Annotated in this window: 25 protein-coding genes; 16 read left to right on the top strand and 9 right to left on the bottom strand. The window is 60.3% G+C overall.

Annotated features, from left to right (window positions below; all coding sequences use genetic code 11):
• The 7 genes from cyoD (at position 1) to truD (ending at position 7,290) form a co-directional block, all read left to right on the top strand.
• Entirely contained in the window at positions 1-369 is a 369-nt protein-coding gene (gene cyoD, locus DWU98_RS05915) for a cytochrome o ubiquinol oxidase subunit IV (protein ID WP_115494545.1), read from the top strand.
• A 337-nt stretch (positions 370-706) separates the two neighbouring features.
• Entirely contained in the window at positions 707-1,717 is a 1,011-nt protein-coding gene (locus tag DWU98_RS05910) for a terpene synthase family protein (protein ID WP_147293227.1), read from the top strand.
• Between the two features lie 147 nt (positions 1,718-1,864).
• The gene (gene pyrG / locus DWU98_RS05905) at positions 1,865-3,538 is read left to right on the top strand and encodes a CTP synthase (protein WP_115494543.1); all 1,674 of its coding nucleotides are present in this window, start codon (positions 1,865-1,867) and stop codon (positions 3,536-3,538) included.
• The gene (gene kdsA, locus DWU98_RS05900) at positions 3,535-4,365 is read left to right on the top strand and encodes a 3-deoxy-8-phosphooctulonate synthase (RefSeq protein WP_115494542.1); all 831 of its coding nucleotides are present in this window, start codon (positions 3,535-3,537) and stop codon (positions 4,363-4,365) included. The genes pyrG and kdsA overlap by 4 nt, the downstream gene beginning before the upstream one ends.
• 195 nt (positions 4,366-4,560) lie before the next feature.
• The gene (gene eno / locus DWU98_RS05895) at positions 4,561-5,859 is read left to right on the top strand and encodes a phosphopyruvate hydratase (protein WP_115494541.1); all 1,299 of its coding nucleotides are present in this window, start codon (positions 4,561-4,563) and stop codon (positions 5,857-5,859) included.
• Positions 5,860-5,879: 20 nt separating this feature from the next.
• Positions 5,880-6,203, top strand: coding sequence for a cell division protein FtsB (gene ftsB / locus DWU98_RS05890; protein ID WP_115494540.1), 324 nt, complete (start codon positions 5,880-5,882; stop codon positions 6,201-6,203).
• Between the two features lie 70 nt (positions 6,204-6,273).
• On the top strand, positions 6,274-7,290 hold the full coding sequence (gene truD / locus DWU98_RS05885; RefSeq protein WP_115494539.1) for a tRNA pseudouridine(13) synthase TruD: 1,017 nt from the start codon (positions 6,274-6,276) through the stop codon (positions 7,288-7,290).
• On the opposite strand, the gene DWU98_RS05880 is transcribed toward truD, so the two are convergent.
• Positions 7,287-7,832 carry a Smr/MutS family protein gene (locus DWU98_RS05880; protein ID WP_115494641.1) on the bottom strand — a complete coding sequence of 182 codons (546 nt, stop codon included), beginning with the start codon at positions 7,830-7,832 and terminating at the stop codon, positions 7,287-7,289. The two genes, truD and DWU98_RS05880, sit on opposite strands and share 4 nt — an antisense overlap.
• Positions 7,833-7,984: 152 nt before the next feature.
• Between DWU98_RS05880 and surE the strand changes: the two genes are divergently transcribed.
• Genes surE through DWU98_RS05860 form a run of 4 tightly spaced genes read left to right on the top strand, consistent with a single transcriptional unit; the run spans position 7,985 to position 11,053 of the window.
• On the top strand, positions 7,985-8,776 hold the full coding sequence (gene surE / locus DWU98_RS05875) for a 5'/3'-nucleotidase SurE (RefSeq protein ID WP_115494640.1): 792 nt from the start codon (positions 7,985-7,987) through the stop codon (positions 8,774-8,776).
• Position 8,777: 1 nt separating this feature from the next.
• Complete coding sequence (locus DWU98_RS05870) at positions 8,778-9,473, top strand: protein-L-isoaspartate(D-aspartate) O-methyltransferase (RefSeq protein WP_115494538.1); 696 nt, start codon at positions 8,778-8,780, stop codon at positions 9,471-9,473.
• Positions 9,473-10,081: a YqaA family protein gene (locus DWU98_RS05865; RefSeq protein ID WP_115494537.1), complete on the top strand. Its 609-nt coding sequence runs from the start codon at positions 9,473-9,475 to the stop codon at positions 10,079-10,081. Before DWU98_RS05870 ends, DWU98_RS05865 begins: the two co-directional genes overlap by 1 nt.
• A gap of 27 nt (positions 10,082-10,108) precedes the next feature.
• Positions 10,109-11,053 (top strand): peptidoglycan DD-metalloendopeptidase family protein, encoded by a 945-nt coding sequence (locus tag DWU98_RS05860; RefSeq protein WP_230474711.1) that lies wholly within the window; start codon positions 10,109-10,111, stop codon positions 11,051-11,053.
• Positions 11,054-11,073: 20 nt separating this feature from the next.
• On the opposite strand, the gene DWU98_RS05855 is transcribed toward DWU98_RS05860, so the two are convergent.
• Positions 11,074-11,451, bottom strand: coding sequence for an Mth938-like domain-containing protein (locus tag DWU98_RS05855; protein WP_115494535.1), 378 nt, complete (start codon positions 11,449-11,451; stop codon positions 11,074-11,076).
• Between the two features lie 9 nt (positions 11,452-11,460).
• Positions 11,461-11,757, bottom strand: a complete 297-nt coding sequence (yhbY, locus tag DWU98_RS05850) for a ribosome assembly RNA-binding protein YhbY (protein WP_115494639.1) — start codon at positions 11,755-11,757, stop codon at positions 11,461-11,463.
• A 77-nt stretch (positions 11,758-11,834) separates the two neighbouring features.
• Between yhbY and rlmE the strand changes: the two genes are divergently transcribed.
• The 3 genes from rlmE (at position 11,835) to DWU98_RS05835 (ending at position 15,150) form a co-directional block, all read left to right on the top strand.
• Positions 11,835-12,485, top strand: coding sequence for a 23S rRNA (uridine(2552)-2'-O)-methyltransferase RlmE (gene rlmE / locus DWU98_RS05845; RefSeq protein ID WP_115494534.1), 651 nt, complete (start codon positions 11,835-11,837; stop codon positions 12,483-12,485).
• Positions 12,482-14,416: an ATP-dependent zinc metalloprotease FtsH gene (ftsH, locus tag DWU98_RS05840; protein WP_115494533.1), complete on the top strand. Its 1,935-nt coding sequence runs from the start codon at positions 12,482-12,484 to the stop codon at positions 14,414-14,416. The genes rlmE and ftsH overlap by 4 nt, the downstream gene beginning before the upstream one ends.
• Positions 14,417-14,541: 125 nt before the next feature.
• Positions 14,542-15,150: a DUF2239 family protein gene (locus DWU98_RS05835; RefSeq protein WP_115494532.1), complete on the top strand. Its 609-nt coding sequence runs from the start codon at positions 14,542-14,544 to the stop codon at positions 15,148-15,150.
• A 49-nt stretch (positions 15,151-15,199) separates the two neighbouring features.
• Here DWU98_RS05835 and arsC read toward each other — a convergent pair whose 3' ends face one another.
• From arsC to DWU98_RS05815, 4 genes are read right to left on the bottom strand one after another with little or no spacing between them, the layout of a single operon-like run.
• On the bottom strand, positions 15,200-15,544 hold the full coding sequence (gene arsC / locus DWU98_RS05830; protein WP_115494531.1) for an arsenate reductase (glutaredoxin): 345 nt from the start codon (positions 15,542-15,544) through the stop codon (positions 15,200-15,202).
• Positions 15,545-15,564: 20 nt separating this feature from the next.
• Complete coding sequence (locus DWU98_RS05825; RefSeq protein ID WP_115494530.1) at positions 15,565-16,944, bottom strand: pseudouridine synthase; 1,380 nt, start codon at positions 16,942-16,944, stop codon at positions 15,565-15,567.
• Positions 16,941-17,873, bottom strand: a complete 933-nt coding sequence (scpB, locus tag DWU98_RS05820; RefSeq protein ID WP_115494529.1) for an SMC-Scp complex subunit ScpB — start codon at positions 17,871-17,873, stop codon at positions 16,941-16,943. Before scpB ends, DWU98_RS05825 begins: the two co-directional genes overlap by 4 nt.
• A 44-nt stretch (positions 17,874-17,917) precedes the next feature.
• On the bottom strand, positions 17,918-18,844 hold the full coding sequence (locus tag DWU98_RS05815) for a segregation and condensation protein A (protein ID WP_115494528.1): 927 nt from the start codon (positions 18,842-18,844) through the stop codon (positions 17,918-17,920).
• A 678-nt stretch (positions 18,845-19,522) separates the two neighbouring features.
• Between DWU98_RS05815 and DWU98_RS05810 the strand changes: the two genes are divergently transcribed.
• Positions 19,523-19,894, top strand: coding sequence for a PilZ domain-containing protein (locus DWU98_RS05810; RefSeq protein WP_115494527.1), 372 nt, complete (start codon positions 19,523-19,525; stop codon positions 19,892-19,894).
• A gap of 48 nt (positions 19,895-19,942) precedes the next feature.
• Here the strand turns inward: DWU98_RS05810 and DWU98_RS05805 are convergent, their stop codons facing one another.
• Complete coding sequence (locus DWU98_RS05805; protein WP_115494638.1) at positions 19,943-21,631, bottom strand: long-chain-fatty-acid--CoA ligase; 1,689 nt, start codon at positions 21,629-21,631, stop codon at positions 19,943-19,945.
• Positions 21,632-21,741: 110 nt separating this feature from the next.
• Here DWU98_RS05805 and DWU98_RS05800 point away from each other — a divergent pair, with 110 nt between their 5' ends.
• Entirely contained in the window at positions 21,742-22,176 is a 435-nt protein-coding gene (locus DWU98_RS05800; protein ID WP_115494526.1) for a hypothetical protein, read from the top strand.
• 77 nt (positions 22,177-22,253) lie between these two features.
• On the opposite strand, the gene acnA is transcribed toward DWU98_RS05800, so the two are convergent.
• Positions 22,254-25,004 carry an aconitate hydratase AcnA gene (gene acnA, locus DWU98_RS05795; protein ID WP_115494525.1) on the bottom strand — a complete coding sequence of 917 codons (2,751 nt, stop codon included), beginning with the start codon at positions 25,002-25,004 and terminating at the stop codon, positions 22,254-22,256.
• Between the last annotated feature and the right edge of the window lie 388 nt (positions 25,005-25,392).

Genomic DNA, 25,392 nt, shown 5'->3' with positions numbered 1-25,392 from the left:
ATGGGCCAGCATGGTCATTCCGTAGCCCACAAGCACAATGCCCACGGCAGCCTGAAAACCTACGTTGTCGGTTTCGCGTTGTCGCTGATCCTCACGGTGCTGTCGTTCGCTTGCGTGATGAGCGGTGCGGTGCCGCAGCATCTGGTGATGCCAGGCATCGTGGTGTTCTGCATTGCTCAGCTGCTGGTGCAGTTGGCGTTCTTTCTGCACATGAGCGTGGCGCCAGGGCAGCGCGACAACCTGTCGATTGGTGTGTTCACCCTGCTGATCATTGCCATCATCGTGGTGGGTTCGCTGTGGGTCATGCACAACATGAACCTGTACATGATGCATCCGGTCACGCAGTCCATGTCCTCGAGCATCGGCTAAAAGCCTGTTCGCGATCCCGCCCAGGGACGGGATTGTTGTCGGCTCGCCTTACGCTGCTAAAAGAAAAGCCTCCCTGCCTGGGAGGCTTTTTTTATGGGCCGTTTTGAGTTTTAGATCGCGCTCAAAGAGAAAAAAGGGGCCACGTGACACGCCGGCCATTTTAACGGCCCATTGATGGGTGTTTTATGGCGGTGTGCATAGCATCAATCTGCTTGCCGATTCTGGCGTGCTTCGTTAGCGAGTGTGTAGTCGATAGGTTCTTAAGCGCGTGGTGTTGCGCGTTGCCTGTCGATGCGTCGATGTGATCGCTTCCAACCACACGAAGTGGAGGATGGTCATGGACACCGTTAATCAATCGCATACGCACCATTGGGCGAATTCGAGCGTGGCCGAATGTCGCGAGCTTCATCTTCAACATGTAAAACTTTCACCCTACGCACACGACATAGAGGCTGAGACGATCGCGTGGATGCACGCTTTCGGGCTTATTCCTGACCCGTGCTATCTGGAAAAGGTAAGGCGCATGGCGGTGTGGGGATACGCAGGCTTTTCACATCCCTTTGCAAGTTACGAACAGCTTCTGCTGTATTCGAAATACATTACCTTGTGGTTGCTCTGGGACGACCTGGTGATGGAAAAAGAAACGGATCTGAACGATATCCTGAATGGCGTGGCAAGTGCGTTTCGATGGGCGGATGAACCTTTGCAAGAACAGGATCAATACATCCGAGCATGGAGGTCGATCATAGATGGTTACAAGAACCTGGGCGTCTCTAGCCACTACATCGCTCGGCTTCGCCGAAAGATGATGACATGGGTAAGAACGGTCGCCAGTGAAAACCATTCCATCTATGTGAAAGGCCAGGTGAGTCCGTGGGTTCATCTGCGTAGGCGTCTGATCACCATCGGAGTGATTCCTACTGCGCAGCTCATTGATGTGGATATCGCGGATATGGATCAGTTACCGGCGGCGCGACGCGTGGTGATGGTGGCATCTGCAATCGTTGCCATGGTGAATGAGTTGGTGAGCGTGGAAAAGGACGCGGATCGAGTAAACCTTGTCGTGCTGATTCAGAACTGGTATGGGTGTAACTTCGAGTCTGCATACGACTGCGTGATAGGTATGTGTCGCGCAGAGTTGGCAAAGCTGCCGGGCTTGGTCCAGGCGCTGCCTGCCGGACTGCAGGCCTGGGGTGTGCTTATGCAGCACATGGCCGAGGGGTTCAGTTACTGGCACTTTGTTTGCCCCCGTTATGACCACAAGCGCATCGCCTGCCGGTTGCCATTTGCGTTGCCCGAGGTCGTGCGGTCACCTACCGGGGTGGCAGCTGTCGTCACGCTTGCCTGAAAAGGGGCGTCGTTGGGCCGTTTCTGGACAACTTAAGGGTGCGCGATCTGCTGAGCGGTTAATAAGAATCGAAGCCTGGGCCGCACTGCATCTCGCGGTAAGGGCGATCTGCCGCTAAAATGCCGGTTTCCAGCACGGCGGCTTTTCATGACCCCCCTGATTTTCGTCACCGGCGGTGTGGTGTCCTCACTTGGCAAGGGCATCGCGGCGGCGTCGCTTGCGTCCATTCTTGAGGCGCGGGGCCTCTCGGTCACCATGATGAAGCTCGATCCCTATATCAATGTGGATCCGGGCACCATGAGTCCGTTCCAGCATGGGGAGGTCTACGTCACCGACGATGGTGCGGAAACTGACCTGGATCTGGGCCATTACGAGCGTTTCGTCCATACCCGCCTTACCGGCAAGAACTCCATCACCACCGGCAAGATCTACGAATCGGTGATCCGCAAGGAACGCCGCGGCGATTATCTGGGCGCCACCGTCCAGGTGATCCCGCATATCACCGATGAGATCAAGCACTGCATCCATGAGGCCACCCGCGGCTTCGACGTAGCCCTGGTCGAGATCGGTGGCACGGTAGGCGACATCGAATCCCAGCCCTTCCTTGAGGCCATCCGCCAGCTCCGCATTGAGCACGGCCCGGAAAAGTGCCTGTTCATACACCTGACCCTGGTGCCCTATATCAAGGCCGCCGGTGAGATCAAAACCAAGCCGACCCAGCATTCGGTGAAGGAACTGCGCTCGATCGGTATCCAGCCGGACATCCTGTTGTGCCGCTGCGAGCAGCCGCTGCCGGACAGCGAGCGCCGCAAGATCGCCTTGTTCACCAACGTGCCTGAGCAGGCCGTGATCAGCGCGGCCGACGTGGACATCATCTACAAGCAGCCGTTGTGGCTGCATCAGCAGGGCCTGGACGATATCGTCGTCAAGCGGATGGGTCTGGATGCCAAACCGGCCGACCTTTCAGGCTGGCAGCGCACCGTCGATGCGGTCGAGCACCCGAAGGATGAGGTGACCGTTGCCATCGTCGGCAAATACGTCGAGCACAAGGATGCCTACAAGTCTCTCGGCGAAGCGCTGCGTCATGGCGGCATCAAGCAGCAGACGCGCGTCAATCTGAAGTGGATCGATTCCGAGCAGATTGAGGCGGAAGGCGCAGCCAACGTATTGAGCGAGGCCGACGCAATCCTGGTGCCGGGTGGCTTCGGCAAACGCGGTTTCGAGGGCAAGATCCTGGCGGCGAAATACGCGCGCGAGCACGGCGTACCGTATTTCGGCATCTGCTACGGCATGCACGCGGCAGTGGTGGATTTCGCGCGCCATGTAGCGGGCTTTACCGATGCCGATTCCAGCGAAAACGATCGACACACGCCCAATCCCGTGATCGGGTTGATTACCGAATGGACCACGGCCACGGGCGAGGTCGAACAGCGCAGCGAGCGCTCCGATCTTGGCGGCACCATGCGCCTTGGCGCGCAGGAGTGCCGCCTGAAGGCCGGAACGCTTGCGCGCCAGCTCTACGGCCAGGATGTCGTGCGCGAACGTCATCGCCACCGTTACGAGTTCAACAATCGCTATCGCCAGTCGTTCGAAGACCTGGGCATGGTGATCTCGGGCAAATCGATGGACGATCTGCTGGTGGAGATTGTTGAGTTGCCGCTGCAGCAGCATCCGTGGTTCCTCGGTTGCCAGGCGCATCCGGAATTCACCTCCACCCCACGCGACGGCCATCCACTGTTCATCGGCTTCGTGCGCGCGGCGCGCGAATACAAGGCCGTGCGCGACGGTGAAAAGCTGGCCGCGAAGGAGTCGGTTGCATGAAGTTGTGCGGTTTCGAGGTAGGCCTGGATCAGCCTTTATTCTTGATCGCCGGCCCCTGCGTGGTGGAATCGGAGCAGTTGCAGGTCGACACCGCCGGTAAACTGAAGGAAATCACCGGCCGGCTCGGCGTTAACTTCATCTTCAAATCCAGCTTCGACAAGGCCAACCGTTCCTCCGCTGGGAGCTTTCGCGGCCTGGGGATGGAAGAAGGCCTGCGCATCCTCGCCGAGGTGAAGCGGCAGGTCGGTGTCCCCGTGCTGACCGATGTGCACGAGTACACGCCGATGAATGAGGTAGCTGCGGTAGTCGATGTGCTGCAGACGCCGGCGTTTCTCTGCCGCCAGACCGATTTCATCCAGAACGTGGTGCGCGCCGGCAAACCGGTGAACATCAAGAAGGGCCAGTTCCTCGCCCCATGGGACATGAAGAACGTGGTCGCCAAGGCCAGGGCGGTCGGCAACGAGCACATCATGGTGTGCGAGCGTGGCGCCAGCTTCGGCTACAACAATCTCGTTTCCGACATGCGCTCGCTGAGCGTGATGCGCGAGACCGGTTGTCCGGTGGTGTTCGACGCGACGCATTCCGTGCAGTTGCCGGGCGGCCAGGGCACCAGTTCAGGCGGGCAGCGCGAATTCGTTCCCGTGCTGGCGCGTGCGGCGGTGGCCGTCGGCATCGCGGGCCTTTTTGCGGAAACGCACCCGGATCCGGACAAGGCGCTCAGCGATGGGCCCAACGCGTGGCCCCTGGGCAAGATGGAAGCCTTGTTGCAGAACTTGATCGAGCTGGATGCCGTGACAAAGCGGCACGGCTTCCTTGAGCAGCAATGACGCATCAGCTCCCTCTCCCTCCGGGGCGAGGGTTGAGGTGAGGGGACAACCTCGCGTAAGCGAATACTTCATGCAAACGCCGCAAAGGCTTTGCATTGGACGTAAGTTTCTTGGCAAGCTCGACCTCCCACCCGCACTCCCTCCCGCAAGGGAGAGGGGACCTTTCCGCCATCTCTGGAAATACCAAGGAACACCATGAGCACAGCCATCACCCACATCCACGCCCGTGAAATTCTCGATTCTCGCGGCAACCCCACGCTCGAAGCGGAAGTAACGCTGGCTGGCGGTGCCTTTGGCCGCGCCGCGGTGCCGAGTGGCGCTTCGACAGGTACGCGCGAAGCGGTGGAACTGCGTGACGGCGACAAATCGCGTTACCTGGGCAAGGGCGTGAAAAAAGCGGTTGGCAACGTCAATGGTGACATCGCCCATGCGCTGAAGGGTCTCGATGCCGCTGACCAGAAGGGCCTGGATAAGAAACTGATCGACCTGGACGGCACGCCGAATAAGGGTCATCTGGGCGCAAACGCGCTGCTGGGCGTCTCCATGGCTGCTGCGCACGCCGTGGCCGCCTCGCGTCACGAACCGTTGTGGAAGTATCTGTCCAACGGCAAGCCGGGCGCACTGCCGGTGCCGATGATGAACATCATCAACGGTGGCGCACATGCCGACAACAACGTCGATGTGCAGGAGTTCATGGTGCTGCCGGTGGGCCTGCCGAGCTTTGCCGAAGCGCTGCGCGCCGGCGCCGAAATCTTCCACGCACTCAAGAGCGTGCTGAAGGGTAAGGGTCTGAACACCTCGGTGGGTGACGAAGGCGGCTTCGCGCCGAATCTGCGCTCCAACGTCGAAGCGCTGGACACCATTCTCGAAGCGGTCAACAAGAGCGGCTACAAGATTGGCAGCGACATTCTGCTTGGCCTCGACGTCGCCAGCTCCGAGTTCTTCAAGGACGGCAAGTACGATCTGGAAGGCGAAGGCAAGGTCTACACGCCCGCACAATTCGTCGATCTGCTGGCGAGCTGGGCGCAGCAGTACCCCATCATTACCATCGAAGACGGCATGGCCGAAGGCGACTGGGACGGCTGGAAGCTGCTCACCGACAAGATCGGCAATAAGGTCCAGCTCGTGGGCGACGATATCTTCGTCACCAATCCCAAGATCTTCCGCGAGGCAATCGATAAGAAGATCGCCAACGCGATCCTGATCAAGGTCAACCAGATCGGCACATTGTCGGAAACGCTCGAAGCCATCGCCATGGCTGATGCCGCCAAGTACGCCGCTATCGTCTCGCATCGCTCCGGCGAAACCGAAGACACCACGATCTCCGACATCGCCGTGGCCACCACCGCAACCCAGATCAAGACCGGCTCGCTGTGCCGTACGGATCGCGTGGCGAAGTACAACCAGTTGCTGCGCATCGAGGAAGCGCTTGGCGCAAACGCCCGCTATGCTGGCCGCAACGCCTTCCCCAATCTTTCCCATTTGCCCGGCTGAGCGAGGTTGTGTCTTAAGCCATGTTGCGTTGGGTCGCCTTGATCCTGCTGCTTTTGCTGATTGGACTGCAGGTCGAACTGTGGTCCAGTCACGGTGGTATGTCCGAGGTGACGAGTTTGCGTGCTGCGGTCAAAAAACAGCAAGACGAAAACGACAAGCTCACCCAGCGCAATCAGGCGCTTGCCGCCGATGTGGACGATCTCAAGCACGGCGAGCAGGCAGTGGAAGCGCGTGCTCGCGGCGAGCTGGGTTTGATCAAGCCTGGCGAGACGTTTTACCAGGTTGTCCCGAAGTCGGCGGCGAGCACCGCTGCGCCTGCTGCGTCGGGCACCAGCGGTAATTGACGATGGCTCTAATGTCACGGAAAACCACCTCTCCCTTGTTTGCAGGGAAAGGGGTTGCGTGCGGCTTCACATGACCTCTTTTGAATCCGAACTACCGCGTGCTTACGGCATGCCGCCTCTGACAGCGGTATTGCGCAGCACACCTGAAGATTTTCGCGTCGAAGAAATTCTCGGTTACGACGCCGACGGCGAAGGCGAGCACGCTCTGCTGTGGGTGGAAAAGCGCGATGCCAATACCGATTGGGTCGCGCGCGAACTGGCGCGTTTTGCCGGCGTTTCGCCCATGAATGTCGGTTACGCCGGCCTGAAGGATCGGCACGCCGTTACATGCCAGGCCTTCAGCGTGCAATTGCCAGGCAAGGCCGATCCGGACTGGAGCGCGTTTCCGCACGCAGAGGTCAAGATACTAGCGAGCACTCGGCACAAGCGCAAACTCAAGCGCGGTGCTTTGCGCGGCAATCGATTTGTGCTGGTGTTGCGCGATGTCAGTGGCGATCAATCGCATGCGGAGGACGTGCTAAGCAACATCGCCGCGCGTGGTGTGCCCAACTATTTCGGTGAGCAGCGTTTCGGTCGTGAAGGCGGCAATGTGGCGCAAGCGCGGGCCATGTTCGCCGGGCGTCGGGTCGACCGCGACAAGCGCTCGATCCTGCTTTCCGCCGCGCGCTCACACGTTTTCAATAATGTGTTGGCCGCGCGCGTGGAACGCGATGCATGGGATAAACCGCTGGAAGGCGACATTTGGTCGCTTGCCGGTTCCCGCTCATGGTTCGGCCCGGAGCCTTTCGACGATGTGCTTGCAGCTCGCCTGGCGCAAGGCGATATCCATCCCTCTGGCCCCTTGTGGGGGCAGGGCGAGCCACCCACAGTGGCGGTGGCAGGAGAACTGGAACGCGTTATAGCTGCGCAACATGCTGATCTTGCCGAGGGCCTTGCGGCAGCGCGCATGGAGCAGGAACGACGTCCTCTGCGCTTGCTTCCCACGGGCTTGCGCTGGCACTGGCTGGGTGAGGAAGCGTTGGAACTGAGTTTCGAATTGCCAGCGGGTGCTTACGCCACCGTGGTCGCCAGGGAGCTCATCGCCTAACCCTTCAACAGCACAACCACCGCACCCGTGCCACCCTGTGCAGGACGTGCCGACGCAAACGCAATCACGTCATTACGACGGCGCAGCAGGCGATCCGTCAACATCTTGAGCACGGGGCCGGCGGCTTTCGAACGCAGACCTTTGCCGTGCACGATGCGTACGCAACGCAGCCCGCGCCTGGATGCATCGACCAGAAATTCCGCGATGGTGGCCTGAGCGGCGGCCGCATTCATCTGGTGCAGGTCGATATCGTCCTGCACGCTGAATTGCCCACGCTTGAGTTGGCGTAGCAATTTCGGCGGATAGCCTTCGCGCAGGTAGCTCAATTCCTCACCCACTTCGAGCAGGGCAGGGTCGAAGGCTATCTCAAGCAGCTCGCCGGGTACGGCGGCCTCATCAGCTTCCAGCATGTAGGGGTGTGGTTCTGGCTTTGGGCTTGCGGGCGGCGGGGCCACCGGATCGAGCTGGCGCACCTCGCCGATGGCCTCGCGAAACAGGCGGCTGTCCTCGTCGTTCACGGTGGCGGGGGGGCGGCGTTTCATGCCCATCATCGTAACGAATGCGGCGCCGTCACGCTGCGGCAGGCGAAAAAAACGCCGGTGAAACAAACCGTCAGCTCGGTTAGACTCCCAGGAATCAGGGTGCGTGCGGCCACGTGGCGGCGCATGCCAGGCATTAGCTTGAACGGATCATGATGCGAGTACTCGTTTCCAACGACGATGGCGTGGATGCGCCCGGTATCCGCGTGCTCGCCGAGCGTCTGGGCGCGGTGGGCCAGGTGACGGTGGTGGCGCCTGACCGGGATCGTTCCGGGGCCAGCAATTCACTCACGCTCGACGTACCAATTCGCGTATCGCGGATGGACAACGGTTACTACCGCATAGCGGGCACGCCCACCGATTGTGTGCATCTGGCGCTGGCTGGCATGCTCGAACACGAGCCGGACATCGTGGTCTCCGGTATCAACAACACCGCCAACCTCGGCGACGACGTGATTTATTCGGGTACCGTTTCTGCGGCCATGGAAGGGCGCTTTCTCGGTCTGCCGGCCATTGCGGTCTCGCTGGTCAGCAAGGACCACAAAGGTGAGCATTACGAATCGGCCGCCAAGGCCGTGGTGATGTTGATGGAACGTCTCCTGGTCGATCCACTGCCGGCCGATACCATCCTCAACGTGAACGTGCCGGATCGCCCCTGGGCTGACATTCACGGGTTCGAAACCACGCGCTTGGGGAGGCGTCACCGTTCCGCGCCATGTATCCGGCAGAACGACCCACGCGGCAAGCCGATCTGGTGGATTGGCCCTGCGGGTGACGTGGAAGATGCAGGCCCCGGCACAGATTTCAACGCGGTGCAGCGTGGCTACATTTCGGTGACGCCTATCCATGTAGACCTCACCCGTTTCCAAGCGCTCGAAAAAGTCAGCACTTGGGTACGCGCGTTGAGCGAAGGCATGGGTGACACAACCAGTGGCGAGGCCGCGTGAGATGGCCATTCATCCGCTGCCACCGTCCGTATTGAAAGGCGAGGGAATGACCTCGCAGCGCGCACGCGATCGGCTCATCGCAAAATTGAAGGAAGAGGGCATCCGCGATCAGCGCGTGCTCGATGTGATGCGCAATCTGCCGCGTCATCACTTCATCGATCAGGCGATGCACTCGCGTGCCTATGAAAACACGGCGCTGCCGATCGGCCATGGACAAACCATCTCGCAGCCGTGGGTGGTCGCACGCATGACCGAAGCACTGCTCGAACCGTTCGACGCCAAGTCGGGACGCCCGCAGAAGGTGCTGGAGATCGGCACCGGCTCGGGCTATCAGGCCGTGGTGTTGTCGCAACTGGTGCCGCAGCTTTATACGGTGGAGCGGATCGAGGAATTGCTGCGCCAGGCGCGTCGGCGGTTCCGGCAGCTTGGCATTGAGAACATCCGCTCGCGCCATGACGACGGCAAGCTGGGCTGGACAACTGAAGCGCCGTTCGACGCCATCATCCTCACGGCGGCAGGCGATGCCATCCCCACCCAAATTCTCGATCAGTTGAGTCCGGACGGAGTACTGGTGGCGCCGGTCGGCTCTCCCAGCAGTCAAACCTTGATCCGCATGCGCGGCGACGGCAAAGGCGATTTCATGCAGGAAGAATTGGCAGCGGTGAGCTTTGTACCCTTGCTGGGCGGTATCGGCTGATGCGGCTCTTTGGAAGACTTTATGCGCGCGTTCTGGTCTGGGCGCGCGACCGCAGAGCGGTGTACTACTTATGTGGCCTGAGTTTCGTGGAGGCCTTCATTTTTCCGGTCATGCCGGAAGTGATGCTGGCGCCGATGATGCTCGGCAAACGCCACCGGGCATTTTTCTACGCAAACATCAGTCTGCTGTTTTCGCTGCTCGGCTCGTTGGTGGGATACAGCCTTGGGCACTGGGCCTTTCACGCGCTGACGCCTTTGCTGCAGTCCTTGCATCTGTACGATTCGATCGAGCGTGGCGTGGAAAGCCTGCGTGCGCAGATGAATCAGCATTGGCTGGAAATGCTGCTGGTATTGATGCTTGCAGCGCTGCAGCCAGTGGTGCCGATGAAGTTCGTTACCTGGGCGTCCGGCATCGTCGGCGTGCCAGTGCTTCCGTTCCTGGTATGCATCCTGCTCGGACGCGGCAAGCGCGTGTGGTTGCTGGCTTTGCTGATTCGCATCTTTGGCGAGCGTGCGGAGCGGATTCTGCACAAGCACATCGAATGGATCGGCTGGGCGGCACTCGCGGTGTTGGCCGCCCTCGCCGGGTGGTGGCTGATCAAGCACTAGCCACGAGCGGTCATTCATGGTGATCGCATGAAAACTCTGCGCGACCCCGCTATGCTCACGCGCATGAATGGATGGATGCGATGGTCCGCAATTGCCGCTATAGCGTTACTCATGACCGGTTGCAGCACGGTCGTGGTGCAACCGCCTCCGGGTGCGCAGGGCGCCCCTCGTCCTGTGCCGGCAGCGCATGAAGCCGGCACCTACACCGTAGTCAAAGGCGATACGCTTTATTCCATTGCGTTTCGCAATGGTACGGATTTTCGCGAAGTCGCCAGGATCAACGGCATCGCAGAGCCTTACACCATCTGGCCGGGGCAGCTCTTGAAGCTGCCTGGGTATGGCGCGCCGCCTGCACATGCACCGCCGCCAGTGGTGGCTAAAACATCATCGCCTGGGGTGCCGGCACCCGTGTTCCAGTCGGTCGAAACAACACCGGTTACACCGGCGCCCACGCATACGAGTCCGGTTGCCGTGGTGCCGGTGCCGTCAGCACATTCGGTTCAGCCGAGCCCCGCATCGTCCGCTGCAACGAATGTTCCCGCGGCACCCGCAGTGGCTGCTACGCCGATGGTGGCGAGCACTGGCGGTGCACGCGTGGCAGGTGGTGTGAAGTGGCACTGGCCGGCGTCCGGTTCGGTGGTTGGACGCTTTCAATCGAATGCGGCCATTCCGGGTATCGACATTGCGGGGAAGGCTGGTGATCCAGTGGTCGCAGCCGCTGATGGGGTTGTCGTGTACAGCGGCAACGGCTTGGTGGGTTACGGTGAGCTGATCATCATCAAGCACAACGATAGCTTCCTTTCCGCATACGGACACAACCGCAAGCGGCTAGTCACGGAAGGGCAGCAGGTGAAGGCCGGGCAGCAGATCGCCGAAATGGGCTCGACCGGCAGTTCGCGCGATGAGCTTCAGTTCCAGATCCGCAAGGATGGCAATCCGGTGGATCCGCTCGATTACCTGCCGTCGCGTTGAGCGTGCTCGTCTAGGCAGGATCAGTTGGCGGGAAGAATGAACGCCGCCACGACTTTGCGTCCCTCGCCGGCAAGCAGGTCGTAAGTACGCGCGGCAGCGGCGTTGTCCATGACTTCAATGCCGATGCCTTTGCGCAAAAAACCAGCCATGAACGCCGCCGGCGGAAATTGCTGACGCGTACCGGTACCAAGCAGCACGACTTCGGGGTTGAGTTCGAGCACGGCCTCGACGTGATGCTCAGCCAGCGCCTGCGAGCTGGTCACGGGCCATTGCTCTACCGCGCGCTGGGGTGAAAGCAAAAAGCTGGCAGTCAATTCGCGGTCGACGACCGTTATCGTGCGTTCGGTGACGCGACGGACAAACAGGTAATCACCATGGCGGTCCAGCGACAGATCCATGATGACACCTCAACGCGGCAGGGCGAGGCGAGGGTCATCCTCGTTGCGCCGGAACAGCACCACGACATGGCCGATCTGTTGCACGCTTTCGGCTCCGGTGCCGTCCACCAAGGTCTGGATCTGCTCCTCGCGCTCATCTTTGTCGCCGCCGGAGAGCTTCACTTTCACCAGCTCATGGTGCGAGAGGGCAAGGTCGAGCTCCTTCACCACCGCCTCGGAGGCGCCTTTGGCGCCCAGCAAGATCACCGGATGAAGATCGTGGGCGAGGCTGCGCAAATAGCGCCGTTGGGAAGGGGAAATGGCCATGTTCAGACTCAGATGCACTGCAAGGTAATCTTAAAGGTTATCATGGGTCCCCCTGTTCCCGGTCCCTCTGCCGACCCATGCCACGCAGCAAGAGCAGTTCCCGCTGGCTTCGGGAGCACTTCGATGATGTCTACGTCAAAAAGGCCCAGGCCGAAGGGCTGCGCTCGCGCGCTGTCTTCAAGCTGGAAGAACTGATCGATCGCGATCACCTGTTGAAGCCGGGCATGCGTGTGGTTGACCTTGGTGCGGCGCCTGGTGGCTGGTCGCAGCTCGTACGGCAGCGGCTGGGTGATAGTGGTACTGTGGTTGCCCTGGATATCCTCCCCATGCAAGGTATTGCCGGCGTGGATTTCCTGCAGGGCGATTTCCGTGAAGAAACCGTTCTGCGGGCGTTGGAAGAGCGCTTGGAAGGCCGGAAACTCGATCTTGTGCTGTCGGACATGGCCCCCAATATGAGTGGTGTGGCACTGGCTGATCAAATCCGGGCCATGGACTTGGCGGAATTAGCGCTTGATTTTTCAAGGCACTGGCTCAAACCGGACGGAGCGTTTCTAATCAAGCTATTCCAGGGCACAGGCTTTGATGATTACCTGCGTACCTTGCGCGCCGCGTTCACGCGCGTAAGTATGCGTAAACCTAAGGCCTCACGCGCGCGTTCGCGGGAGGTGTATGCGCTGGCTACCGGTTATCGACCGGATGGCCGGCAAACTGGCGAGAACCGCGCATGAACGAAACATGGAAAACCCTGTTGCTCTGGCTGGTGATCGCGGTGGTTCTGATCACCGTGTTCCAGAGCTTCAACCCGCACGGTGGCGCCTCTTCGGATCTGCCCTACAGCAGCTTCGTGCAGAGTGTGGATAGCGGCAATGTCGCTACCGCCAACATCAGCGCCGAAAACCCGGCCACCATCAACGGCAAACTGAAGGACGGCAGCAACTATCGAACCGTCGCGCCTGTGCTCGGCTTTTCCACCAACTCGGTGGTCAAGCAGATGCAGGACAAGAACGTTACCGTCACGCAGGATTCCGGCACCGGCTTTTCGTTGATCGGCCTGTTGGTCAATTGGCTGCCGGTGATCCTGATCGTAGGTGTATTCATTTGGTTCATGCGCCAGATGCAGCAGGGCGGCGGTGGCCGCGGCGCGATGAGCTTCGGCCGTTCGCGGGCCAAGCTGCAAGGTGAGGACCAGGTCAAGGTCAACTTCAGCGACGTCGCCGGCTGCGACGAAGCCAAGGAAGAAGTGGGCGAGCTGGTGGAGTTCCTGCGCGATCCGGGCAAGTTCCAGCGCCTGGGCGGCAAGATTCCGCGCGGCGTACTAATGGTCGGTCCGCCCGGTACCGGTAAAACCCTGCTCGCCAAGGCGATCGCCGGCGAAGCCAAGGTGCCGTTCTTCTCGATCTCAGGTTCCGACTTCGTCGAAATGTTCGTCGGCGTGGGCGCGTCGCGCGTGCGCGACATGTTCGACCAGGCCAAGAAGCATGCACCCTGCATCATCTTCATCGACGAAATCGATGCGGTGGGTCGTCATCGTGGCGCCGGCCTCGGTGGTGGTCATGACGAACGCGAGCAGACGCTCAACCAGCTGCTGGTAGAGATGGATGGCTTCGAAGGCACCGAGGGCATCATTGTCATCGCCGCCACCAACCGTCCGGATGTGCTCGATCCCGCGCTGCTGCGCCCGGGCCGTTTCGACCGCCAGGTCGTCGTGGGCTTGCCGGACGTGAAGGGCCGCGAACAGATCCTCAAAGTGCACATGCGCAAGGTGCCGATCGCCAGCGACGTGGACGCGATGGTGATCGCACGCGGCACACCGGGCTTCTCCGGTGCGGATCTTGCCAATCTCGTCAATGAAGCGGCCTTGTTCGCCGCGCGCGAGAACGCCCGCGAAGTGCGCATGAACCACTTGGACAAGGCGCGCGACAAGATTCTGATGGGTACCGAACGTCGCTCGATGGCGATGAGCGAAGACGAAAAGAAGCTCACCGCCTATCACGAAGCAGGTCATGCCATCGTCGGTCGTCTGGTGCCGGAACACGATCCGGTCTACAAGGTCACGATCATTCCGCGCGGTCGAGCGCTGGGCGTGACGATGTATCTGCCGGAAGGCGACAAGTACAGCATGAACAAGACGGCGATCGAGTCGCAGCTGTGCTCGCTTTACGGTGGCCGCGTGGCCGAGGAGCTGATCTTCGGCACGGACAGGGTCACCACCGGTGCCTCCAACGATATCGAACGCGCGACCAAGATGGCCCGCAACATGGTCACCAAGTGGGGCTTGTCGAACGAACTCGGCCCGGTCACCTACGGCGAGGAAGAGGACGAAGTCTTCCTTGGGCGCTCGGTCACGCAGCACAAAAACGTGTCCAACGAGACCGCGCGCAAGATCGATGAAGTCGTCCGCGACATTCTCGACCGCGCTTACGGTCGCAGCAAGCAGCTGCTTACCGAGAACATCGACAAGCTGCATATGATGGCGGACGCGCTGCTGCAGTACGAAACGATCGATGCACGCCAGATCGACGACATCATGGCCGGTCGCGTACCGGGGCCGCCGGCGGATTGGTCCAAGACGTCGCCGCCCAGCTCAGTGCCGCCACCGCCGCCTCGTAGCGATGCAGGTGCCAAAGTGGGAGACCCGGCGACGCAGAGCCGGGTCTGAGCTGGGTCACAAGACACAAGGCCGCCTTCGGGCGGCCTTTTTCATGCGTGCTAAAAATTTTACCCGGGCGATATTGTGTCAGCTATTTTATCCGGGTAAAATAATGTCACCGCCAAGGACCGCTCATGACCAAGACGAGACCTTCCGCCTCCTACACCAGCTTTCAGGGCTATCGCCGCTTGGCGTCTGGGCCGCTTCACGTCATCGCGTTAGCGGTGAAGATCGCTGCCGAAGGCGGCGGCGGCAAGCCGATCCTGATTTTTGACGATAGCACCGGACGTTCCATCGACCTCGACACGCGTGGCACGGATGATGAGGTACTAGCCCGCTACCCGGCCACCTCGGCCGATAGCGTGACCGGGCTGGGTTCCGACGAAACGCCGCGCGGAAGAGGGCGGCCCAAGCTGGGCGTTGTTGCACGTGAGGTGACCTTGCTTCCCAGGCATTGGGAATGGTTGGCGGCCCAACCGGGCGGTCCTTCCGTGGCGTTGCGCAAGCTGGTGGAGGAAGCTCGGCACAGGAACGGCGAGCGCGACCAGATACGCGCGCTGCAGGAACGCGCCTATCACTTCATGTCGGCCATGGCTGGGGATATGCCTGGTTTCGAGGAAGCCTCACGCGCCTTGTTTGCCAACGATCCGGCGAAGTTTGCTTCGCTCATTGCCCAATGGCCCAGTGACGTGTGCGATCACGCCATGCGCATGGCATTTGGCGGCATGGGTACAAGCTTGTGACGAACTATCTGGAGCCGACTCGTGCGTCAGGCAGCGTGTTCGATGATTCCTAAAGAATTTCCAACAGCTTTTCCGGCGGACGCCCGATCACGGCTTTCCCATCGGCGATCACAATGGGCCGCTCGATCAAGCGCGGATGTTTCACCATCGCCGCAATCAGCGCATCGTCGCTTAGCGAGGTGTCATCAAGACCGAGCTGGCGGTACTCGTCTTCGCCAGCACGCAGCAATTGCCGTGCACTGATACCGAGTTGCGACAGCAGCTTTTTAAATTCACCGATGCTGGGCGGCGTTTCGAGGTAATGGATGACCTCGAACGGCTTGCCATGCTGCTCCAGCAAGGCAAGCGCAGCGCGCGATTTGGAGCAACGGTTGTTGTGATAGATGCGGATCACGGAAGGTGCTAAACAGAGGCTCAGCGATTGCCGCGATTGCCGCCACCACCGCCACCGCCACCTTGTCCGTGCGGACGATTGCCGCGCTGCGGGCGACCACCAGCCGGGCGACTGCTGCGGTTATTGCGGTTGTTTCCACTGGCATTGAACCCGCCATACGGATTACCACCGCCACCGCTACTGGTGCCGCCACTGGTACCACCGCCGCCGCTGCGACGATTACCGTGCCCCTGCTGGCCGTAACCACCACCGCCCTGCGTACGCGCGCCCTCGCGGGAGTCACCGGCGAACCACGTGCGAGCAGGCGGCAGTTCCTGGCCCGGGCCAATGCCGCGCTTCTTCTTCTGGACCTTTTTCTTCTGGCGCTCCGGCGCGGCCACATTGCCGTTCACTTCGCGATTGGGATTGGCGCGACGACGCTTGCCGCGTGCAGGTTGTTCTTCGCGAATACGGTCGAACGCGCGCAATTCGCGCGCCTCATCGTGATAGCCACCGCTCCATGCGGTGCTACTGCCTTTTTCGGGGCGGTATTCCGTGACATTACGCGGCGCGCGGCGCTGATGCAGCACGGGACTTAACGTGAGCACCGGTTGGGGAGCACCCAGGCCAGCGGTCTTGCGCAGTTCCTTTACAGTCTCCTCGCCCAGCGCTTCGCAATCACCTCGACGCAACATGCGCGGCAATTCGATACCGCCATAGCGGATGCGCTTGAGGCGGCTGACGAGAAAACCTTGCGAATCCCACAAGCGGCGAACTTCGCGATTGCGACCCTCGCGAATCACTACGCGGAACCAGCTATGGCTACCGCCGCGGCTGATGATGCCAATCTCGTCGAAGCGGGCAGGACCGTCTTCCAGTTCAACGCCCGCTTTGAGTTTTTCGATCACTTCATCGGGCACCTCACCGTGCACGCGGCACAGGTATTCGCGCTCCAGGCCATTACGCGGATGCATCAGCGCATTGGCAAGCTCGCCATCGGTGGTGAGCAGCAGCAGGCCAGTGGTGTTGATATCGAGGCGGCCCACGGCAACCCAGCGCGCGCCTTTCAGTCGCGGCAGCTGTTCGAATACGGTGGGACGACCTTCCGGGTCTTCGCGCGTGGTGACCACGCCTTCGGGCTTGTGATAGACCAGCACTTCGGCGTCATCGCGACTGTCGGTGGCGACAACGAATTGCTTGCTGTCGATCGTCACGCGATCACCGGCGCGAACGCTGGCGCCGATGGTGGCGGGACTGCCGTTGACGTCCACTTCACCGGCCTGGATGCGTTGCTCCAGCATGCGGCGCGAGCCGAGCCCGGCGTTGGCGAGCACTTTGTGCAGGCGTTCTTCGATCTGCGGTGTGTTTTCAGGCGGCGTTGCGCGCTTGAGGCTCAATACGGATTTTTGCGGCGCATTCATGCGCGGTACTCCTCGGTGTCTTGCTCGGCGGAGCCTTCAGCGGCGTCCGCGTGGTCCGCTGCCTCGTCGGCAGTGGACGGGTGGGTTTCTTCGACGACCTCGCTCGCTTCGTTGGCGGCTGCGTCGTGCGGGGATGGGGGTTCTTGCGGGCGGAGCGATGATGGGGTGTCTTCGTGGCCTTCTTCGGATAACGCATCGGCATGCGCTTGATGGCTTACGTTGACGTTGCTTTCTTCGTTGGCAGTTGTTTCGTCGTGATCGATGCGGTCGGTACTTTCACGGATATCGGCTTCGCCTTCGGAGGCCTCGTCAGCGGTTTCACCTTCAGCGTCGGGATCGATCGGAAGGTCGCGAATCGGTCTCGGCGGGAAGGATTCGTCATCCAGGCGAAGCTGCGGATCTTCCATGTCGCGAATTTCGGAGAGTGGCGGCAGCTCGTCCAGCGATTTAAGGTTGAAGTAATCGAGAAAAGCGCGCGTGGTACCGAACAGGGCGGGCTTGCCGGGCACATCGCGATGGCCCACCACGCGAATCCATTCTCGCTCTTCCAGCGTCTTGACGATGTTGGAAGAGACCACCACGCCGCGGATCTGTTCAATTTCCGGTCGGGTGATGGGTTGCCGGTAGGCGATCAATGCAAGCGTTTCGAGCAAGGCACGTGAATAACGGCTGGGTTTTTCCGTCCACATGCGCGACACCCAAGGATGCACATCCTGCCGCACCTGGTAGCGAAAGCCGGAGGCCACTTCCTTGAGCTCCACCCCGCGATCCTTGCTGTCTTCGGCCAGTGCCTCCAGGGCCATGGCGATCTGCGCACGGTCGACTTCGTCTTCCTCGACGAACAGTTCACCGAGCTGCGCCACGCTCAAGGGTTGGCTGGCGGCAAGCAGGGCGGCTTCGATAATCGGTTTGAGTTGCTCGATCTGCATAGGCGTGTGATCGGGTTTGGGTCCGTTTTGTTCTTGGCTGCCCGTTATTCGCCGCCGGAGGCGGCGTTCCGTTCTTCGAAAGCATCGTCACCGGCGGCCACTTCGGCTTCTTCCTCGGACGAGGTGGCATTCGCCTTTACGTAAATCGGAGCCAGCGGTTCTTCCTGCACGATGTTGATGAGGAATTCCTTGGCCAGTTCCAGCATGGCCAGGAAGGTGACCACGACGCCCAATCGACCTTCGCTTACGTCGAACAGCGTTTCGAAACGGTGAAACTGATCGTCGTCCAGGCGGCTCAGCAACTCACCCATGCGTTGGCGCACACTCAGCGCCTCGCGCTTGATGGCGTGATGCCCGAACAATTCGGCCCGGTGCATCACATCCTTGAGGGCCAGCAGCATTTCCTTCAGATCCAGCGGCGGCGGCAGCTTGACCACATTGCGCTCGCCGACGTCGGCCAAGACCACCACCGTGTCGCGCTCCAGCCGGGGTAGGGTGTCGATATCCTCGGCGGCCCGCTTGAAGCGCTCGTACTCCTGCAAGCGACGTACCAGCTCGGCGCGGGGATCTTCCTCCAACCCTTCTTCCGTGGGGGGGCGCGGCAACAGCAACCGCGATTTGATTTCGCCCAGAATCGCCGCCATCAACAGATATTCAGCGGCCAGTTCCAAGCGCATCACATCGCGCATCATGTCGATGTATTCCATGTACTGCCGGGTGATCTCGGCAATGGGAATATCGAGAATGTCCAGGTTCTGCCGGCGGATCAGGTACAGCAAAAGATCCAACGGTCCTTCGAATGCTTCCAGGATGACTTCCAGCGCATCCGGCGGAATGTACAGGTCCTGCGGCATCTGCAGGATCGGTTCGCCGCGCACGACCGCCAGCGGCATTTCCTGCTGCTGGGGCACCCCTGCGAACGCGTTTTGCGTTGCTTCTACAGTCTGAGACTCGGTTGGCTCAGTGCTCATCAATGCATGTCATTGGGCCGCCCGCATGGGCTAGCGTTCGTTCTGTTGACGATAAAACCCTGTTTTCCCATAGCGAAAATCGAGGGTTCGTGCCTGGAAGGCCTTGGATTCTGAGGGCCATTCCGATAAAGCCAATCTGCGTGTGCCCAGCCGGGCGTGCGGTTTCCCGCGATGACTGGCCTGATGAACTCACACGCAGTGGTTCGGTCAGGCTGGCGGCGCCGGGTGCCGGGTCGGTAACTGGAACGATCAGGCATGAACCTGGCTGACGCCGCTGGCGTCGCCCGCGATTCGTAAAGGTCGGCTGAATACATCGGGTGAAGGCCATTCCCGCCGGGGTTCCCGGCGATCATCCCTGATGGCTCCACGCGCGGATTACAGATTAGCGGCAGTGCCGCGGCATGTCCAGCGAGCGCTTCAGCTGCGGTAGAGGGTCGTGAACCGAGCTGCGGCAGCAAGTGCCCCTGTACGTCGACGATAAGCGGCAAAAGCTGCCTGAAACAGACACCCCCATGGATTGAAACATGCCTGTAGCAGTGGCATGTGCCTTGCTTCATCATTAAAAGTACGTCCGGGGGACGCCGGCAGGATTAGGCTGCCGCTGGCAGTTGGCAATTCACTGCCACAAGTCGGAGCGAGGTGCCGCGGTCGCGGTGCAGGTGGGTAGGGAGATAAGGCATGACGACAAAAGGTGACCACGCCATGGAAGGTTCTGATAACGAGCATTTGCGCCCGGCGCGCATGCGTATCAAAACCACGGCGTTGATGAGTCGTGGCAACGAATCTCATCCGACCGATTTGATCGACATCTCGGCCACGGGTGCCTTGGTGCGGCGCCCGCGCGAGTGGACCGGCCAGCCGGGAGAGAGCTGGGTGCTGGATATGATCTTCGGCAGCGATTTGCACATCCACCTTGAAGCGAAGGTGGCCCGTATTTCGGAGCGGCATGTCGGCCTGGCCTATACACGCATTCCTGAAGACAAGCAGGTACCGCTGTGGGATCTGCTTGGCGGTTATGCCGACATCCTGGAGATGTGGCACGACGAGTGACGCCGGTGGTTCCCTCCGTTGACGATGAGGGAACCGCACACCATGTTGTCAGCCCGCGGCAACAGGTTGTTTTTTTTCGTCGCGCAGTTCGCGCCTGAGAATCTTGCCAACGTTGCTCTTGGGTAGCGCATCGCGAAATTCGATGGTCTTCGGACGCTTGTAGCCGGTGAAGTTTTCACGGCAGAACTCCTTGAGCTGTTCCACCGTGAGGCTTGGGTCCTTGCGCACGACGAACAACTTCACCGCTTCACCCGAATGCTCGTCCGGCATACCGATGGCGGCCACTTCGGCCACGCCTGGATGCTTCATTACCGTATCCTCGATTTCGTTCGGATACACGTTGAAGCCCGACACCAGGATCATGTCTTTCTTGCGGTCCACGATGTATACGTAGCCGTTCGCATCCATTTTGGCGATGTCACCGGTGTGCAGCCATCCATCTGAAGTGAGCACGTTGGCGGTTTCGTCGGGGCGTTTCCAATAACCCTTCATCACCTGCGGGCCGCGTACCATCAACTCGCCCACTTCGCCGATCGGCAGCGGCTGGTTGTCTTCGGACCAGATCGCGATATCGGTAGATGAAATCGGCAAACCAATCGAGCCGTTGTATTCCTTCAGATCCAGCGGGTTGATGCATGCCGCGGGCGAGGTTTCGGTAAGGCCATAGGCTTCGGCCAGCGTGCAACCGGTGACTTTCTTCCAGCGCTCGGCCACCGCGCGCTGTACCGCCATGCCGCCGCCCAGGCTCAAGTGCAGATTCGAAAAATCGACGCTTTCAAAACCGGGTGTATTGAGCAATCCATTGAACAGCGTGTTGACGCCTGTGATCACCGAGAAATGCGAATGCTTCAGCTCTTTGACGAAAGCGGGCATGTCTCGTGGGTTGGTGATGAGGATGTTCAACCCGCCCAGGCGCAGGAACACAAGGCCGTTCGCGGTAAGCGAGAAGATGTGATACAGCGGCAGCGCCGTAATGACGATCTCGCGCTCCTCCTTGAGGTTTGCGCCGATCCAGGCCCCGGCCTGCATCATGTTCGCCACCATGTTGCCGTGGGTGAGCATCGCGCCTTTGGCGACACCCGTGGTACCCCCGGTGTACTGCAGGAAGGCGATATCTTCGTGCGTGATCGAAGGCTTTGGCGTTTCGTGTTTCGCTCCGGCAGTCAGTGCATCCTCAAAACGCACCGCGTGCGGCAGCGAGTAAGGCGGCACCATCTTCTTTACATGCTTGAGCACGAAGTTGACCAGCACGCCTTTGGCGCCGAGCAGATCACCGATGCCCGTCGTCACGACATGTTTGACCTGCGTTTGGGCCACGACCTGTTGCAACGTCGCGGCAAAGTTATCCAACACGACGATGGCGACTGCGCCGGAGTCTTCCAGTTGATGCTTGAGTTCGCGCGCGGTGTACATGGGGTTGGTATTGACCACCACCATGCCGGCGCGCAGTGCGCCGAACAGCGCAATCGGGTACTGCAGAATGTTCGGCAGCATGATGGCGACGCGGTCGCCCTTGGAAAGTTTGAGCTCACCCGTGAGATAAGCGGCGAATTGCCGGCTCAGCGCGTCGATCTGCGCGTAGGTCAGCCGTTTGCCGAAGCTGGAGAAAGCATCCCGGCCGCGGTAGCGTTCAAACGCTTCTTCCAGTACGGCCACGATCGAGGCGTATTGGTTGATGTCGATCTGTGCGGGAACACCATCCGGATAGTGACTCAGCCACGGACGCTGATTGCTCATGTTCGATCCAAGCTCCATCATGCAGGCGAAGCATTGGAGCATACGCTGGCGTATAGCGGCAAGCGGCGTTGCAGCGGGATCTTCCAGGGGAAATGGCCGGACAATCACGTATGAAATATCTGTACCGACTGTCGTTGCTGGCTTTGTTGTTAGGGGCTGCCGCAGCATGCCGGCGGCCACCTGATGAAGTGGTGATCCGACACGCCATCGACTCGGTGGTTCAGGGCGCCGAACAGGTCGACGCATCGGGTGTGATCGCGCCACTTTCCGATGATTTCGACGGCAACAGCGGCACGATGAGTCGCCAGGATATCGGCAACCTGATACGTGCCGCCAGGTTTCGCGGTGAAACGCTGCATGCGGTAGCGGGACCCATCGATGTCCAGTCGCGTGGCGAACGATACGTGGCGAGTTTTACGGTGACATTGACCAGTGGCGGAAAGGTCTTTCCTTCGCAACTGGGTGTGTACAAGGTAGACACGGCATGGCGCAAGGAAGGGCACGACTGGCGATGTTATGAGGCGACATGGACCCAGCAGCTATAACCCTTACCGTTTGGCTGCTCCACCTAGCCGTCATGCCCGCGAAAGCGAGCATGACGGCTTGTCGGTGACCGTACAGGTCAAGCGGCTTTCTTGCCTGCAAGCTGCCGCAATACGTACTGCAAAATACCGCCGTGGCGGAAGAACTCGCGTTCCTTCGGCGTGAGCAGCAGCACTCGTACGGTGAAGGTTTTCTCGCCCTTATCACTCTTCGCCACGACCCTGGCTTCCTTCGCTTCACCGTCTTTGAGGCCGGTGATCTCGAAGGTTTCCTTGCCGGTGAGGCCGAGCGACTTGGCGTTTTCGCCCTCTTTGAACTGCAACGGCAACACGCCCATGCCGACCAAGTTGGAGCGATGGATTCGCTCGAAACTCTCCGCGATCACGGCTTTGACGCCAAGCAGCAACGTGCCTTTGGCGGCCCAGTCGCGTGAGGAACCGGTGCCGTATTCCTTGCCGGCGATCACGATCAACGATGTCTTGTCGGCCTTGTATTTCATCGCGGCGTCGTAGATCGACATTTGCTCACTGCTCGGCACGTAGAGCGTGTAACCGCCTTCCACGTTATCCAGCATCAGGTTCTTGATGCGGATATTGGCAAACGTGCCGCGTACCATCACATCGTCATTGCCGCGGCGTGAGCCGTACGAGTTGAAGTCTTTGGGTTCCACGCCTTTGGAAATCAGGAAACGGCCCGCCGGGCTGTCCTTCTTGATCGAGCCTGCCGGCGAGATGTGATCGGTGGTAATTGAATCGCCGAACAGACCCAGCACGCGCGCATCGTGAATGTCTTCGATCTTGCCCGTCTCCATCGTCATACCTTCGAAATAGGGCGGGTTCTTGATGTAGGTGGAATCCCCCCACTTATAAACCGACCCTTCCGGTGAGGCGATGCTGTTCCAGCGGCTGTCGCCCTTGAACACGTCGGCATAGTTTTTCGTAAACATCTGCGGGCTGATGGCGCCGGCGATCACATCGGAGATTTCCTTGTTGCTGGGCCAGATGTCCTTCAAGTACACCGGCTTGCCGTCGCTGCCGGTGCCAAGGGCGTCCGTTGCAAGATTGACGTCCAGCGAGCCGGCCAATGCGTACGCAACGACCAGCGGCGGCGACGCCAGATAATTCATCTTCACTTCCGGATGCACGCGGCCTTCAAAGTTGCGATTGCCGGAAAGCACCGACGCCACGGCAAGGTCGCCTTCGTTGATGCCCTTACTGATTTCCTGCGGCAAGGGGCCGGAGTTGCCGATGCAGGTCGTACAGCCGTAGCCGACCAGATAGAAGCCGACTTTTTCCAGTTCCTTTAGCAGACCGGTTTTTTCCAGGTAATCAGTGACGACCAACGAGCCAGGTGCAAGTGACGTCTTCACCCATGGCTTGGCCTTCAGGCTCTTTTCTGCCGCCTTCTTGGCAACCAATCCCGCGCCCAGCATCACAGCGGGATTGGACGTATTCGTGCACGAGGTGATGGCAGCAATCACCACCGCACCATCCTGCAATTGAAAGTTCTCGCCATTCATCGATACGTGCGGGCCCTGCGCGAGCGCACTGGCGTCATGCCCCACCGCGGTGCCACCGCCTTCACTGGCAAAGCGTGCTTCGACGGGCAGATCGCTGCTGCTCTTGCGGTTTGCAGTGAGTGCACCAAGGCTGTCGTGGAAGCTCTTCTTGACGTCTTCCAGCAAAACCCGATCTTGCGGGCGCTTGGGGCCGGCAAGCGATGGCTTCACCTCGTCGAGGTTGAGTTCCAGCGTGGTGGAGAATTGCGGATGCGGTGTGTTCGGGTCATGCCACAAGCCTTGTGCTTGCGCGTACGCTTTCACCAGCTGTATATGATCTTCGCTGCGACCGGACAGGCGCAGATAGCTCAACGCTTCCTCATCGACGGGAAAGATGCCGCAGGTCGCGCCATATTCTGGCGCCATGTTGCCAATGGTGGCGCGATCGGCCAGCGGCAGATGCTTCAACCCTTCGCCGAAGAATTCCACAAACTTACCCACCACGCCGAGCTTGCGCAGCATCTGCGTGACGGTAAGCACGAGATCGGTGGCGGTAATGCCTTCGGAGAGTTTGCCGATGAGCTTGAAGCCCACCACTTGTGGAATCAGCATCGAGGAAGGCTGCCCTAGCATCGCCGCTTCCGCTTCGATACCACCCACGCCCCAGCCGAGCACGCCCAGGCCATTGACCATGGTGGTGTGCGAATCGGTACCGAACACGGTATCCGGGTACGCCCAATCGGCGCCGTCCTTCTTGCCGGTGAATACGACGCGCGCCAGATGCTCCAGGTTTACCTGATGCACGATGCCGGTGCGCGGCGGCACGACCTTGAAGTTGTTGAAGGCTTTCTGGCCCCAGCGCAAGAACGAATAGCGCTCGTGATTGCGCTCGAATTCGATCTCGACATTCTTTTCCAGCGACGAGGGTGAACCGAATACGTCCACTTGCACCGAGTGATCGATCACGAGTTCTGCAGGAGCGAGTGGATTGATCTGGTTGGCATCGCCGCCTAGCTTGACCACGGCATCGCGCATCGCGGCCAGATCCACGACGCAGGGCACGCCGGTGAAATCCTGCAGCACCACGCGCGCGGGCATGAAGGAAATTTCGGTATCCGGCTCGGCGTTCGGATCCCACGTGGCGACAGCTTCGATCTCCTTCCTGGTGACGTTGACGCCGTCCTCGTGGCGCAGGAGGTTTTCCAGCAGGATCTTCATCGAGTAGGGCAGGTGCTTCAGATCGAAACGCTGGCCGAGCTTGGCGAGACTGGCGATCTGGTACGAGCTGCCGTTGACCTTGAGGGTGTCGCGGGTGGCGAATGAGTCCAGCATGGGGATAGCTCCTGTTGCTTGAAGGCGGACGCACGCGGCGTAAGAAAGGATGCTAAAGCAGCGTGCGTTAGGGGAATTGCAAGGAGGGGCGCGCTTCTGGCCGGGATATCGGGGAGTTTGGGCTAAATACGGTGAGGTGCAAGCGACAGCCCTATTGCAAGATTTCGAACGCTGGCGGAAACAGGTTGTCGTTGCTGGGGTTTGGGGGCGACTGGCAAAATAGCGGACTGACGCAAGCGCGTTGCGGTACTTGAGGCCGCAGCGCGTCTCCCTCTCCTGTCTGGCAGGGGGAGCAGGGCGGGGTCAGGCATTCCCCAGTCTTTGCTGCAAACGCTCCCGCTCGGCCTCCCCTCCAAGGGGGAGGGCAACCACTTTCCACAGGACGACA

Origin of the sequence: Dyella monticola, from assembly GCF_003363155.1 — a bacterium.
GTDB lineage: Bacteria > Pseudomonadota > Gammaproteobacteria > Xanthomonadales > Rhodanobacteraceae > Dyella_B > Dyella_B monticola.
The sequence above is the reverse complement of the archived record's forward strand: the minus strand, read 5'-3'. Positions and strand labels throughout refer to the sequence as shown.